Source organism: Nocardiopsis oceanisediminis (assembly GCF_048595525.1).
GTDB classification, from domain to species: Bacteria; Actinomycetota; Actinomycetes; order Streptosporangiales; family Streptosporangiaceae; genus Nocardiopsis_A; species Nocardiopsis_A oceanisediminis.
In genome coordinates, this window is record NZ_JAFMZJ010000001.1 from 823,358 (window position 1) to 838,001 (window position 14,644).

General features: G+C 76.6%; 11 protein-coding genes. 10 read left to right on the top strand and 1 reads right to left on the bottom strand.

Features of this window, described 5'->3' with window-relative positions; translation table 11 throughout:
* The first annotated feature begins 32 nt into the window (after positions 1-32).
* From J0910_RS03865 to J0910_RS03910, 10 genes are all read left to right on the top strand, one after another.
* Positions 33-617 carry an HdeD family acid-resistance protein gene (locus tag J0910_RS03865; RefSeq protein WP_420157126.1) on the top strand — a complete coding sequence of 195 codons (585 nt, stop codon included), beginning with the start codon at positions 33-35 and terminating at the stop codon, positions 615-617.
* A 114-nt stretch (positions 618-731) separates the two neighbouring features.
* Complete coding sequence (locus J0910_RS03870; protein ID WP_420157127.1) at positions 732-1,922, top strand: sensor histidine kinase; 1,191 nt, start codon at positions 732-734, stop codon at positions 1,920-1,922.
* 89 nt (positions 1,923-2,011) lie between these two features.
* Positions 2,012-2,677, top strand: a complete 666-nt coding sequence (locus J0910_RS03875; RefSeq protein ID WP_420157128.1) for a response regulator — start codon at positions 2,012-2,014, stop codon at positions 2,675-2,677.
* Positions 2,678-4,083: 1,406 nt separating this feature from the next.
* Complete coding sequence (locus J0910_RS03880; protein WP_420157129.1) at positions 4,084-5,262, top strand: ATP-binding protein; 1,179 nt, start codon at positions 4,084-4,086, stop codon at positions 5,260-5,262.
* Entirely contained in the window at positions 5,259-7,724 is a 2,466-nt protein-coding gene (locus tag J0910_RS03885; RefSeq protein WP_420157130.1) for a serine/threonine-protein kinase, read from the top strand. Before J0910_RS03880 ends, J0910_RS03885 begins: the two co-directional genes overlap by 4 nt.
* Positions 7,725-7,869: 145 nt before the next feature.
* Complete coding sequence (locus J0910_RS03890) at positions 7,870-8,817, top strand: PP2C family protein-serine/threonine phosphatase (RefSeq protein WP_420157131.1); 948 nt, start codon at positions 7,870-7,872, stop codon at positions 8,815-8,817.
* On the top strand, positions 8,814-10,169 hold the full coding sequence (locus J0910_RS03895) for a vWA domain-containing protein (RefSeq protein WP_420157132.1): 1,356 nt from the start codon (positions 8,814-8,816) through the stop codon (positions 10,167-10,169). The genes J0910_RS03890 and J0910_RS03895 overlap by 4 nt, the downstream gene beginning before the upstream one ends.
* A gap of 18 nt (positions 10,170-10,187) precedes the next feature.
* Positions 10,188-10,922, top strand: coding sequence for an FHA domain-containing protein (locus J0910_RS03900; RefSeq protein WP_420157133.1), 735 nt, complete (start codon positions 10,188-10,190; stop codon positions 10,920-10,922).
* A gap of 5 nt (positions 10,923-10,927) precedes the next feature.
* Positions 10,928-12,379, top strand: a complete 1,452-nt coding sequence (locus tag J0910_RS03905; protein WP_420157134.1) for a hypothetical protein — start codon at positions 10,928-10,930, stop codon at positions 12,377-12,379.
* Entirely contained in the window at positions 12,376-13,248 is an 873-nt protein-coding gene (locus J0910_RS03910) for a glutamate ABC transporter substrate-binding protein (protein ID WP_420157135.1), read from the top strand. Before J0910_RS03905 ends, J0910_RS03910 begins: the two co-directional genes overlap by 4 nt.
* 46 nt (positions 13,249-13,294) lie before the next feature.
* On the opposite strand, the gene J0910_RS03915 is transcribed toward J0910_RS03910, so the two are convergent.
* The gene (locus tag J0910_RS03915) at positions 13,295-14,398 is read right to left on the bottom strand and encodes an oxygenase MpaB family protein (protein WP_420157136.1); all 1,104 of its coding nucleotides are present in this window, start codon (positions 14,396-14,398) and stop codon (positions 13,295-13,297) included.
* Positions 14,399-14,644 lie beyond the last annotated feature (246 nt).

Here is a 14,644-nt window from a genome sequence, read left to right on the forward strand (position 1 = left end):
CGTCACTTTGAGTGAGATTTTCCCTTCCGTTGGTGATCGTCCCGGAAGGGAGCGGGCACCTCTCGACCATGCTCGACTTCTTGAGCCGGAACTGGTGGGTCCTGACCGTGCGCGGCGCCGCCGCGGTGCTCTTCGGGCTGCTCGCGCTCTTCTGGCCGGAGATGACCGCCCTCGTGCTGGCCCTGCTGTTCGGCGCCTACGCCCTGGTCGACGGGGTGCTCGCCGGCGTCCACGCGGTCCAGGCCGACTCCGGGAGCCGCGTCCCGCTGGTGGTGGAGGCGGTGGTCGGCATCCTGCTCGGCATCGCCGCGCTGCTCTGGCCGGTGGCCACCGTCGTCGTGCTCACCGTCCTCATCGGGGCCTGGGCGGTGATCACCGGCGTCGTCGAGATCGCCGCGGCGGTCCGGTTGCGCAAGGAGATCACCGGCGAGTGGCTGTACATCCTCAGCGGCGTGCTCTCGGTCTGCTTCGGCCTGCTGCTGTGGTTCTGGCCGCTGGGCGGCGCGGTGGCCATCGCGCTGATCATCGGCGTCTACGCGGTCTTCTTCGGCATCGTGCTGATCTTCCTCAGCCTGCGGCTGCGCAAGCTCCGCGGCACGCCCGGCCCCGCGGCCTGACCCCGGCGTACCGCTCCGGGTGTAGCGGGGGTGTCGACCGCCGGCCGACGACGCCCGCCCGCCCGGCCGCATAGCGTTTCACCCGGACCGCGCGGAGCGGGGGAGGGAGACGCCATGGCGGAGGGCCGGCCCGAGAGGGAGAGGCCGTGGTCGTACCGGCTGACCGGGCGGCGGCTGAACATCGCCTGCGCGGTGCTGCTCGCGGCGGCGCTGCTGCTCGGCGAGGCCGTGTTCGCCACCGCCCGGGGCGCCGCCGTCCAGCCGCACGTCGTCGCGCTGCTGCTCGCCGGCTCGGCGTCGATCGCGGTGCTGGACCGCTTCCCCTTCGCCACCGCCGCGGTCGTCGGGCTCTCCCTGCCGCTCTACTACATCTTCGGCGCCACCGACAGCTGGCTGCCGTGGTCCCTGCTGGTCGCCGCGGTGGTGCTGCTCGCCTCGGCGCGGAACCGGACGGCCGCCGACGCCACCCTGCTGATCGCCCTCGCGGCGTTCGCGGTGGGCGAGCTCTTCGACTTCCAGCTGTGGCGGACCCTGGCCATCGCGGCGTGGATGGCGGTGGTGCTGGCCCTCGGCGAGATCGCCCGCAGCCGCAACGCCTACCTGCGGGAGGTCGAGGAGCGCGCCGCGGAGGCCGAGCGGACCCGCGAGGAGGAGGCCCGGCGCCGCGCCACCGAGGAGCGGATGCGCATCGCCCGCGAGCTGCACGACGTCATCGCGCACGACATCTCGCTGATCAACGTGCAGGCCGCGGCCGCCGCGCACCGGCGCGACCCGGAGCAGGCCTACGCCGCGCTGGAGGCGATCAAGGACACCAGCAAGGAGACGCTGCGCGAGGTGCGCGCCACCCTCGGGGTGCTGCGCCAGGTCGACGAGGACGGCGCCGGCGGCGCGCCGGTCGACCCCGCCCCCACCGCCGGCCGGATCGGGGAGCTGGTCGAGGCGGCCCGCCGGGCCGGGCTGGACGCGACCCTCACCGTCCGGGGCGAACCCGACCCGGCGCCCTCCGCGCAGGCGGGCCTGGCCGCCTACCGGATCGTGCAGGAGGCGCTGGCCAACGTCCGCCGGCACGCCGGCGCCTCCTCGGTGCGGGTGGCCGTCGGGCACGCGCCCGGCGCGCTGACCGTGGAGGTCGCCGACGACGGCACCGGCGGCGCGGGGACGCCCGCCGAGGGCAACGGGCTGCGCGGGATGCGCGAGCGGGCGGCCGCGCTCGGCGGCGGGCTCAGCGCGGGGCCCCGCCCCGGCGGCGGCTTCCTGGTCCGGGCCGAGCTGCCCACCGGGGGTGCGGACACGACCGGAGGATGACCCGTCCGCACGCCTGCGCGCCGCCGCCGGGTGGTGCAGTATGGGGGCGCCCGCCGGGCCCCGTCCCGGCCCGACCCGGGAGGCCGAGAATGATCCGCGTGGTGATCGCCGACGACCAGACCCTCGTCCGCGCCGGGTTCCGGTCGATGCTGGAGGGCGAGGGCGACATCGAGGTGGTCGGCGAGGCCGCCGACGGCGCGGAGGCGGTCGCGCTGGCCGCCCGGGAGCGGCCCGACGTGGTGCTGATGGACATCCGGATGCCCGGCGTCGACGGCCTGGAGGCCACCCGCCGGATCGCCGCCGACGACCGGCTCTCCGGGGTCCGGGTCGTCATCCTCACCACCTTCGACCTGGACGAGTACGTCTACGGCGGGCTGAAGTCCGGCGCCGCCGGGTTCCTGGTCAAGGACACCGAGCCGATGGAGCTGATCCACGGGGTGCGGGTGGTCGCCCGCGGCGACGCGCTGCTGGCGCCCTCGGTCACCCGCCGGCTCATCTCCGAGTTCGCCGGCCGGATCAAGGAGCCGCCGCCCGCCCCCCGGCTGAACAGCCTCACCGAGCGGGAGCGCGAGGTGCTCTCCGCGGTCGCCGCCGGGCTGAGCAACGAGGAGCTCGCCCGGCGCCTGGTGGTCAGCCCCGCCACCGCCAAGACCCACGTCAGCCGGGTCCTCACCAAACTCGGCGCCCGGGACCGCGCCCAGCTGGTGGTGATCGCCTACGAATCCGGCGTGGTCCGCCCCGGCTGGCTCTCCTGACCCCCCTTCCCACCGGCGCTGCGCCTCACGGGGTGGGGGGCCAGGCGGGCGGCGAGGGCAGGAGGGCGGGCCGACCGGTCGATCGGGTGCGGCGTCTCACGGGGTGGGGGTTCAAGCGGGCGGCGAAGGCGGTGGTGGGGGCGGGGCGGAGGTGGTCGCCCGGGCGCGGCTCCCCACGGAGCGAAGGTTCAAGCGGGCGGCGACGGCAGGGAGGGGAACCGGCTGGTCGGTCGGGCGCGGCACCCCGCAGAGCGAAGGTCAAGACGGGCGGCGACGGCGAAGGTGGGGGCGGGGTGCAGGTGGTCGCCCGGGCACGGCCTCTCGCGGGGGCGGGGGTTCAAGCGGGCGGCGAGGGCGGGGAGAGGGGAACCGGCTGGTCGGTCGGGTGCGGCGGGGCGGGTCGGGGCGGCAGGGGTGGGGTAGGGGCGGGATCGCCGTTCCCGTGCCGCCCCGGGCGCCGGGGCCGGCCGCCTTCGAAACCGCCACACTCCTCTGGCCTGGGCGAATACGCACGGTGATGGCGGGGTGGGGTGCCCTGCGCACCGCGAGAGCACCCCGGTGATTCCCGGGCGCGCATCCCGGCCCGGATCGGCCCCCGGGAGGCCCGAATCGCCCTGACCGGGCCGGTGATCGGGGGTTCGAGCACCCGCAAGGCCGCAAAGCAGAGGGCCGGAACCCGGGAAGGGCAGAGGCGGGGGCGAGATGTCGCTTTTGCTCTGCGAGGAGGGCCCACTTTGACCACTCTGGGTAACCAGTGAGGGGGTATTGGGGCTTCGGGGCTTACTACTCGCTGGTAGATGTAATCGGGGTGCCGCCGGGGTGCGCAGGGCGCCCGGCCCCTGCCCGATTCCCGCCGCGAACCCGGCATATGGGATACGGCCCCTGGGTGGCGCGGGCCGGGCCGGTGAACGCGGCGCCCGGCCCCCTCCCGCCCTCGCCGCCCGTCTGAACCCCGGCCCCGTGGGGCGCGCGCCCGGGCGAGGCCTGCACCCCGCCCCTACCGTTGCCGTCGCCGCCTGCGTGAACCTCGGCCCCGTGGGGCGCCGCGCCCGGGCGACCGCGTCCGCCCCGGCCCTACCTTCGCCGTCGCCGCCCGTCTGAACCTGCACCCCGTGAAGCGCCGCGCTTGACCGACCAGCCGGCACGCCCTCCCCGCCTTCGCTACCTGCTTGAACCTCGGCCCCGTGGGGCGCCGGGCCTGGGCTGGGCACCTTTTGTTCCTCAGCAGGGTCAAGATCATCGCCCTGAGGGCGCTCGCCGCAGGGCTCCGGTTCGGGACTGGCCACAGGCGGCCGAACGCCGCAGGGCCCCTTGTCCAGGGGGTTCGGCTGGCTGAGACTCATGGGCATCGGGCGTCTCGGGCGACCGGGGCGAGGGCTCCCGGCAAGGGGGTGGCAGAGGCGGTGGTGGACACGCGCACGCTGGACGGGGTGCTCCACGTGCGCGACCGCGTCGCCGCCGTCCTCGTCGAACTCGACCGCGGCGTCGCCCACCGGCTGCTCCAGGGCGCCGAGCTGACCGGCGCCACCCGGGAGCGCTGGGAGCGGGGCCGCGCCGAACTCGCCCTGCTCTGGCGCCTCTTCGACGCCTACGGGCACGCCGCCTCCCGGGCCGAGGCGGTCCGGGACGACCCCGCCGCGCTCGCCGAGCTGCTCCGCGGCCCCTCCGTCGAACTGGCCCGGCCCGAGGCGGCCGCCGGCGACGCCGGCCTGCTCGGCGCGGAACCGGAGCGGTACACCTTCGCCGCGGCGGTCCGGCGGATGAGCGCCGCCTACGACACCGGGGCCGCCGCCGTCACCGCGATCGACGCGGCCTGGGCGGAGCTGCTGCCCCGGGTGGAGCGGCTGGAGGCCGCGCTCGCCGAGGCCGGCGCCGAGGCCGGCCGGACCGGCCCCGCCCCGGGCCGGGACGCGCTCGCCGCCGGGGTCGCCGCGGCCGCCGCCGCGGCCCGCACCGACCCGCTCGGCGGCGGCGCCGACACCGCCCGCCTGGACCGGCTCGACGCCGCCGCGGCCCGGATGCTGGAGGCGGTGCGCGCCGCGGAGCGCGCCCGCACCGGCTTCCCCGCCCTCCGCGCCGGCCTCGCCGCCGAGGTCGCCGAGGCCGACGCCGCCGCCGAGGCCGCCCGCCGGGGCCGGGACCGCACCGGCGCGCGGATCGCCGGCCCCGCCCCGGCCGGTCCGCCGGACACCGCCGGCCTGCGCGGCCGCCTCGCCGACCTGGACCGGCTCCACCGCGACGGGCGCTGGACCGAGCTGGCGGCCGCCGCCGACGCGGTGCGGCGGGACGCCCGCGCCGCCGCCGAGGCGGCGCGCCGCTGCGAGCGGGCCGACGCCGGCCTGCTCGCCCGGCGCGCCGAGCTCCGCGGCCGGCTGGACGCCTACCGGATGAAAGCGGTCCGGCTGGGCCGCGCCGAGGACCCCGAGGCGGCGCGGCTGCTGCGCGCCGCGCACGACCTGCTCTGGTCCGCCCCGTGCGACCTGGCGGCGGCCGAAGCGGCGATCACCGCCTACCGGAGCGCCGCCGCGGCGCCGGAGGGCCCCGAGGCGCCGGCCGCCCGGGGGAGAGGAGGGACGCCCCGATGACCACCTGCACCGACCGGGCGTGCGGCGGGACCGTCGAGGACGGCTTCTGCACGGTGTGCGGCCTGGCCCCGTCCCGGTCGCCGGCCGCGGCCGGCGCGGCGCCCCCCGCCCCGCCCGCGCCCCCGGCACCGTCCGGACCCGCCCCCGGCCCCGCCCCCGGGCCGGCCTCCGGCTCCGCCCCCGGGTCGGCCTCCGGCTCCGCCCCCGGGTCGGCGCCCACCGCCGCTCCGGCGCCCCGGGTGCCCCGCCCGGCGCCGGGGCCGGGCCACCCCTCGCACCCCTCCCCGGCCGCCCGCCGCCCCGCCACCCGGGCCGGGTCGCGGCCCTCCCCGGTGAGCGGCCCCTCGGGCCGGCTGGCCGGCCGCAGCACCCCCTCCGGCCGGGTGAGCCGCCGCACCGGGTCGAGCCGGCGCGGCATGCTCGGGCTGGGCCTGGTCCAGGTCCCGCCGGTGCCCTACCGGGACCCGGCCACGGCGGTGATGCCCGCCCCGGCCGTCGCGGAGAAGAACCGGTTCTGCGGCAACTGCGGGGAGAAGGTCGGCCGCTCCCGAGGCGACCGCCCCGGCCGCACCGAGGGGTTCTGCCGGGCCTGCGGCACCGAGTTCTCCTTCACCCCCAAGCTCCGCAAGGGCGACCTGGTCGCCGGCCAGTACGAGGTGCTGGGCTGCCTGGCGCACGGCGGGCTCGGCTGGATCCACCTGGCCCGCGACCACAACGTGAGCGACCGCTGGGTGGTGCTCAAGGGCCTGCTGAACAGCGGCGACGCCGAGGCGCACAAGACCGCGGCGGCGGAGCGCTCCTTCCTCGCCGAGGTGGAGCACCCCAACATCGTCAAGATCATCAACTTCGTGCAGCACCCGGACCCGCGCACCGGGGTGCCGGTCGGCCACATCGTGATGGAGTACGTCGGCGGCAAATCGCTCCGCGACCTCATCGTGGAGCTGCGCGAACGCGAGTCGGACTCCGCGAGCCTGCCGGTCGCGCAGGTCATCGCCTACGCGCTGGAGGTGCTGCGGGCCCTGGACCACCTGCACGCCAAGGGCCTGCTCTACTGCGACTTCAAACCGGACAACGTGATCCAGAGCGAGGAGCAGATCAAGCTCATCGACCTGGGCGGCGTACGGCGCATCGAGGACGCGGTCACCCCCGTCTACACCACCCCCGGCTACCGGGTCCCCGAGGCCGAGCTGCGCGAACTGGGCCCCACCGTCTCCTCCGACCTGTACACGGTCGGCCGGACCATGGCGGTGCTCAGCACCCGGTTCAGCTTCACCCGGGAGCACCCGCACACCCTGCCCGACCCCGCGCAGGCCCCGGTCTTCGAGGCCTACGAGTCCTACCACCGCTTCCTGCTGCGCACCACCCACCCCGAGCCCGACAGCCGGTTCCACAGCGCCGGCGACATGTCCGACCAGCTCACCGGGGTGCTCCGGGAGGTCCTCTCGCTCGACTCCGGGCAGGCCCACCCGGCGCCGTCCGCCCTGTTCGGGCCGGAGCGGTTCCTGTCCGGCGCCGCCCCCGAGGTCCGCGCCGGCGGCGCCCCGGACGCCCTGCTCGAACCGGACTCCCCGGCCGGCCTGGCCGCGACCCTCCCGGTCCCGCTGGTCGACCCGGCCGACCCGGCGGCGGGCCTGCTCGGCGGGCTGGCCGCCGGCCGCGCCGAGGAGCTGGTCGCCACCCTGGAGGCCGCCCCCTCGCCCACCCCGGAGACCCGGCTGATGCTGGCCCGGGCGCTGATCCTGTCCGGCCGCGCGGAGGAGGCCGCCAGGCCGCTCGCCGAGTTCGAGGCGCGCATGCCCGGAGACTGGCGGACCCACTGGTACGACGCGCTGACCTCGGTCCGGCTCGGCGACTGGGCGCACGCCCGGGACCGCTTCGACGAGCTCTACGCCCACCTGCCCGGGGAGGCCGCCCCCAAGCTCGGCCTCGCCGCCTGCCTGGAGCGCACCGGCGAACCGGACACCGCGGCCCGGCTGCTGGACACCGTCTGGACCACCGACCGCTCCTACGTCGGCGCCGCGTTCCGGCTGGCCCGGATCCGGCTCGCCCAGGGCGACCGGGGCGGGGCCGCCCAGGTCCTGGACACCGTGCCCGAGCTGTCCAGCCTGTACACCGCCGCGCAGACCGCGGCGGTCGCCGCCCAGGTCGCCGCGGACGGGAAAGGGGCGCTCGGCGAGGCCGACCTGACCGAGGCCGGCCGCCGGCTGGAGCGCCTCGGGCTGCAGGGCGCGGTCGGCGACCGGCTCCGCACCCGGGTCCTGGAGACCGCCCTGGAGTGGACCCTGGCCGGGGGCGCCCCGGCCCGCCCGGTCCGGCTGCTCGGCGACGACCTCGACGAGGAGGGCCTCCGCCGCAACCTGGAGCGCACCTACCGCGCCCTGGCCCGCACCGCCACCGACCCCGCCGAGCGCAGGAGGCTGGTCGACCGCGCCAACGCCCGCCGCCCGAGGACCTGGATATGACCCCCGCCCCGCACCCCCGCCCCCTCCGCGACGGCCCCGGCGCCGCGGCCCCGCCAATGCGCGCTGACAGGGCCGCGGCACCGGGGCCGTCGCGGGACGAGCGAACGACACCGGGCCTCCCCCGCCCGTGGAAAGGCGTAAGACTATGAACGGGGAGGAGGCCGGGGCGGGAGCGGAGGTGCTGCTGACCTGCCCGGCCTGTGATGACGTGATCGGCAGCGAAGACGAGTACTGCGAGAACTGCGGCCACCGGCTCGGCGAGGACCCGCCCGAGCCCGAACCGGAGCCGGAGCACGAGCCCGCCGAGCGGGACCGGATCGAGGCGGCGCTGGGGCCCATCGCCGGCGTCACCGACCGCGGCCTGCGCCACGAGCGGAACGAGGACGCGATGGCGATGCTCACCCCGGGCTCGCGCTCGCCCGCGATGATCGGGGTGGTCTGCGACGGGGTGTCCTCCTCGCCGCGGTCCGACGACGCGTCCCTGGTCGCCGCGGAGACCGGCGCGGCCGCCGTCGCCGAGGCGCTGCGCGGCGGCGCGGACCACCGGGAGGCCGCCGCGGCCGGGCTGACCCGGGCGGCCGCGGCCGTCGCCGCGCTCGCCGGCCCGGACGGCGCGCCCGCCTGCACCTACGTGTCGGCGTCGATGCCGGAGGGCGGCGGCCCGGTCACCATCGGCTGGATCGGCGACAGCCGCGCCTACTGGCTGCCCGGCCCGGGCGCCCCCGGGCCCGCCCGCCGGCTCACCCGGGACGACTCGTGGAGCACCGCCATGGTGGAGGCGGGCGTGCTCACCGCCCAGGAGGCCGAGGAGTCGCTCTACGCGCACGCCATCACCGCCTGGCTCGGCGCCGACTCCGGCGAGGTGGACGGGCACGTCGTCACGGTCGAGCCGCGCGGCCCCGGGGCCATCGCGATCTGCTCCGACGGGCTGTGGAACTACGCGCCCGAACCCGACGAGCTGGCCGCGGTCCTGGCCGGCGCGCACGGCGACCCCGCCGGGGCGGCCCGCGCCGGGGTGCGGTTCGCCCTGGACGCCGGGGGCCGGGACAACATCACCGTCGTCGTGATCAGCGTCCCCGAGGAGGTTCCGTGAACACAGCGTCCGGCGGACCGCCCGGCTTCCGGGTGGACGTGGACCAGAACCCCTACCTTCCCGTCGGCGGCACCGAGGTGCACGCCATCGTCACCGTCGCCGCCGGCCCCTCCGGGCCGCCGCCCGCCGCCGCCCCCGGCGCGGGCCCTCCCCGGCCCGCCGCCGGCCCGCCGCCCGCCGCCGAGGTCGTCATCATCGACGGGTCCGGCTCCATGTACGGCGAGAAGATCGTCGCCGCCAAGCGGGCGGCCCGCGCCGCCGTGGACGCCCTCCGCGACGGGGTGCACTTCGGCATCGTCTGCGGCACCGGCGTCGCCCGGCCCGTCTACCCGGCCGAACCCCGCCTGGTCCCCGCCGACGCGGGCACCCGCGCCGCCGCCAAGGAGGCCGTCGGCTCCCTGGACGCCTCCGGCGGCACCCGGATGGGCACCTGGCTCACCCTCGCCGACGAGCTCTTCGCCCCGTTCGGCGCGGGCGCGCTCAAACACGCCGTGCTCCTCACCGACGGCCAGAACAACGAGCAGACCGAGGGGTTCGAGCGGATCCTGGCCCGCTGCTCCGGCCGGTTCGTCTGCGACTGCCGCGGCGTGGGCACCGACTGGAACGTCGACGAGCTGCGCCGGATCGCCTCCGCGCTCCTCGGCGACGTCGGGTTCATCCGCGACCCGGACCGGATGGCCGACGACTTCCGCGCGCTGACCGAGCGGGCCATGGGCAAGAGCGTCGCCGACGTCGCGCTCCGGCTCTGGGCGCCCAAGGCGGCCCGGGTCCGCTTCGTCAAGCAGGTCGCCCCCGGGGTGGAGGACCTCACCGGCCGGGCCGCCCCGAGCGGGCCGCAGACCGCCGACTACCCGCTGGGCTCCTGGGGCGAGGAGAGCCGCGAGTACCACCTGTGCATCGAGGTGCCGGCGGGCGCCCCCGGGCAGCAGATGCGCGCCGGCTGGGTCAAGCTGGTCGCCCCCTCCGCCGGCGGCGCGGTGCTCGCCTCCGGCAACGTCCTCGCCGAATGGACCGAGGACGAGGCCAGGGCGACCGAGATCAACCCCCGGGTCGCGCACTACACCGGCCAGGTGGAGCTCTCCCGCGCCATCCAGGAGGGGCTCAAGGCGCGCCGGGAGGGCGACGACGAGTCGGCCACCGTCCGGCTCGGCCGCGCCGTCGCGCTGGCGCACGCCTCGGGGAACCGGGCCACCGCCGAGATGCTCGGCCGGGTCGTCGACGTGGTCGACCCGGCCACCGGAACGGTCCGGCTCAAGAAGGAGGTGGAGAAGGCGGACGAGATGACCCTCGACACCTACTCCACCCGGACGGTGCGCACCAGGGGCGCGGGGGAGTCCGCGAAGGGGGAGTAGGAAGAGGGAGGACCGTCCATGCCCAGATGCCCGGCAGGGCACCAGTCCGCGGCGCCGGACTTCTGCGACGTCTGCGGTATCCGCATGGCGCCGCGCCCGGCCGCGCGCCGCGCCGGGCCGGAGGAGGGGCCGCCCTGCCCCAACTGCGCCACACCGCGCGCCGGGCGGTTCTGCGAGGAGTGCGGCCACGACTTCTCCCTGGACGACGCCACCCAGCCGGACGGGCGGCTGCCCGCGGTCCGCCCGGACGGGCCGCGGCCGCCCTCCGAACCGCCGCGCCGGCCCCCGGCCGGCCGGGAGGGCCACTCCGGGCCGAGCGCCCCCGGCGAGAGCCGCCCCTCGGTCCCCGGCCTGTGGCGCGCGGTGATCACCGCCGACCCGGCGTTCTACCAGGCCATGGCGGACCGAGGGATGCTCGACCCGAACCGGCTCGCCTTCCCCGCCCAGACCCCGCGCCGCCGCGTCCCGCTGAACCGCCCGGAGGTGCACATCGGGCGGCGCAGCAGGCGGCGCGGCATCGTCCCCGAGATCGACCTGGCCGGCCCGCCGGAGGACGTCGCCGTCTCGCACCGGCACGCGGTGCTGCTCGCCCGGCCCGGCGGCGCCTGGGGCATCGTCGACCTCGGCGCGGTCAACGGCACCACCATCAACGGCACCGACAACCCGATCGAGCCGCACCGCGAGTACGAGGTGCGCGACGGCGACCGGGTCTACGTCGGCGCGTGGACCGTGATCACACTGCAGAAGGGGTGACCCGGATGGCGCAGACGCACGCACCGCCTGCGGAGCCGGCTCCGCGGGCCCCCGAACCGCCCTCCCCCCGACGCGGGGCGCGCCGGGCCCGGGCCGTGCTCCGGCACTGGCTGGGCAGCGGCACCCCGGGCCGGATCCGGCTGTCCGCGCTGGCCTCGCTGGCCGCCGCCGCCCTGCTGTTCGCCGCGGCCGCCGCGGCGATGTCCCAGGCCAGGGAGGGCTTCCAGGTCATCGGGGGCGGCGCCGGGGCCAAGGTCGCCGCCTCCAGCGACCTGTACCTGGCGCTCAGCGACATGGACGCCCAGACCGCCGACATCCTGCTGATCGGAGGGGACGGCACCGAGCAGGCCGAGGAGGCGGAGCGGATCTACGACCGCAGGCGCGCCGAGGCCGGCGCCGCCCTGGTGCAGGCCGCCCAGCTCGCCGAGGGCAGCGGCGCCGAGGAGCGCAACGTCCGCGAGGTCATCGACGGGCTCGGCGCCTATGAGCGGCTGGCCACCGAGGCCCGGGCCGCCGGGACCGACGACGGGGAGCCCTCGGACGAGGCGGTCGGCCTGTACCGGGACGCCACCGACCTGATGCGGCTGGAGCTGCTCCCCAAGGCCTACAACCTGACCCTGGACAGCGGCGCCACCGTCCGCGTCACCTACGAGGAGAAGCGCGCCGCGGTGCTGGCCGGCGCCGGCTGGACCGCCGCCGCCGGGCTGGCCGCCGTCGCCGCCCTCGGCTGGCACCACCGCAACCTCGCCACCCGGTTCCGCCGCCGGATCAACCCGGCGGTGGCGGTGGCCGCCGCCGGCGCGCTGCTGCTCACCGGGGCCGCCGCCGGCACCCTGCTGCTCCAGGCCGAGCGGATGCGCGCCGCCAAGGAGGACGGCCTGGACCCGGTGCTGGCGCTGTCCAGGGCGCACGCGATCAGCACCGGCATGCACGGCGACCAGAGCCGGTTCCTGCTCGACGGCGAGCGGGCCGACACCTACGCCCAGGTCTACCTGGACGGCGCCCGCTCGGTGGTGTTCGTCGAGGGGGAGGACCTGGCCGCCTACACCGCGCAGCTGGAGGAGTCGGTCGGCGCCTACCCCGACGCCGAGCTGCTCGGCCTGCTCGGCCTGGAGGCCGCCGAGCCGTCCCAGGACGGCGGCCGGGAGCGCGCCGCCGACGTGCTCGACGCCTACCTCGCCTTCCAGCAGGCCGACGCGGAGCTGCGGGAGATCGCCCGGGACGGCTCCCGGTCCGAGGCCGCGGAGTTCCGGATGGGCGAGGCGGAGGAGGCCTACGCCGCCTACGAGTCGGCCCTGGCCGACCTGACCCGGATGCACGCCGACGCCTACGAGGAGGCCGTCGCGGCGGGCGACCGAGGGCTGCGCGGGTGGGGCTGGATCCTGCCCGCCGCGGTGCTCGCGGTGGCCGCCCTGGCGGTCGCGGGCGCCTACCCCCGATTGGCGGAGTACCGATGACCGACCCGACACCGCGCCGCCCGCCCCTCCCGGCCCGTTCGTCCCTTCCCGCCCGCACGGCCGCCGCCGCGGCGCTGGTCTGCCTGGCGCCGCTGGCCGGCTGCTCGTCCGCGCTCGCCGGGACCCCCTCCCTGCTCGGCAAGGACTCCCTGGTGGTGGGGGTCAAGGCCGACCAGCCGGGGCTGGGCCTGGAGACCTCCGAGGGCAGGTTCGAGGGCTTCGACGTGGACGTCGCCCTCTACATCGCCGGCCACCTGGGCATCGCCGAGGAGGACGTGGAGTTCACCGGGGTCACCTCGGCCCAGCGGGAGGACGCGATCACCGGGGGGAAGGTGGACATGGTGGTCGCCACCTACTCCATCACCGAGCAGCGCAAGACCGTGGTGAACTACGCCGGCCCCTACTACGTGGCGCACCAGGACATCCTGGTCGGCGCGGACGAGGAGGACGTGGAGGACGTCCGCGACCTGGAGGGCATGACGCTCTGCCAGGGCGAGGGCTCCAACTCCGCCAACCGGATCATCGAGGAGAAGGGCATCGCCGCCGAACTGGAGGAGGAGCCCGCCTACGGCGACTGCGTCGCCCGGCTCGCCGGCGGAACGGTCGACGCGGTCTCCACCGACGACCTGATCCTGGCCGGCTTCCTCGCCTCCGACCCCTCCGCCTTCCGCCTGGTCAACGCCCCGTTCACGAACGAGAAGTACGGCATCGGCATCGCGAAGGAGGACGTCGGCGGCTGCGAGGAGGTCAACCGCGCGGTCACCCGGATGTACCAGGACGGCACCGCGGAGAAGCTCCTGGACGAGTGGTTCGGCGAGACCGGCCTGGAGCTGGTCACCTCCGTCCCCCAGTTCGAGGGGTGCGGCTGACCCGCCCCGGGCCGCCCCGGAGCACCGCGGGCGGCCCGGGGGACGGCTAGCCGATCCGGTCGCTCATCTGCGGCTCGGTCTCCTGCCCGTGGGTGAACGCCTCGCGGGCCACCCGCTCCACGGCCTTGCCGAGGGCGCCGGCCACCTCGTCCACCGCGAAGTTCTTGCCGACCGGGGTGCTCTGCAGCAGCGAAGTGCCCAGCGATGCGGCGTTCGCCCCGATGTCGTAGGGGGAGCGGGGGATGTCCACCATGTCGGCGTAGGTGTCGCCGAGCGCCTTGCGCATGAACGCGGGGACGGCCGGCTTGAGCCCCGGCGGCACGTACGAGCTGTACAGGTCGATGCACTCCTTGGTCAGCGCGATCCCGTCCTCGCTGGAGGCCCACTCGATCTCGCGCCCCTCGTGCCACAGCTCGGTGGCCTGGCGCCGGTCGCCCATCTCCATGAGGAACTCGTCGGGCACGCCCAGGAAGTGCGAGATGATCTTCCAGGCGTAGGCGAATCCGTCGGCCTCGTTCGCGTCGACCTTGAGCCCGACGTTCTCCATCCCGTCCAGCACCGCGATGGAGAAGACCAGGGCGGCGCCGGCGGTGTAGAGCTGCGACACCGGCATGCCCATGCCCTCGTAGTCCCACTGGCCGGAGCGCCGGTGCAGCTCCCGGATGGCGGCGTGCACCAGGCGGACCTTCTGGCAGGTCGGGATGAGCTTGGAGTGCTCGGTGAACGCGTCGGAGTCGCCCATGCCCATGAACAGCCGGGTCGACTGGGACAGCCGGCGGTGCGGCTGGTGCGAGAGCCGGTGGGTGGAGTGCAGCGTGTAGGCGCCGATCGGGGAGAGGTAGGTGCCGACCAGGCCGACGGTGGCCTGCATCCCCGACGCCTCCATGTGGTGGTGGCGGAAGAACTCGGCGATGTCCGGCAGCCGGCCGCGGTCCATCCAGTCCGGGAAGTCCCGGGTCGCCTCCAGGAACTCGTGCAGCACGGGCGGGGCCTGCGCGGGGATGTCGTCGTCGGCGGAGGAGATCTGCCGGAACAGCCGGTTGACGCTGTCGACCTGGCCGTCGTCGAGCAGCTTGCGGACCACCTCGTCGGCGGGCGGGTCGCCGAGGTCCTTGAGCCGCTCGCGGAACTCGGGATAGGTCATCACCATGGGAACGTCCCCTCGGGTAAATCGCGCGGAGGGCGACCGGGCGCCCCGCGCACCGGAGGGACCCCGGAACACCGCACCCGGCCACCGGACCGGGAGCCCCCGCACGGCCGACGCACTGCGCACCGCACCCGCGGCCCCCGGCCATCGATTGCGTGGGTGGCCCTGCTCACCCGCCTCCCCCGCCAAACCCCGCCCCCGCCTGCTGGAATGCCAGGTGGGCGAGATGGCGGGCCGTGCCTCCGGCTA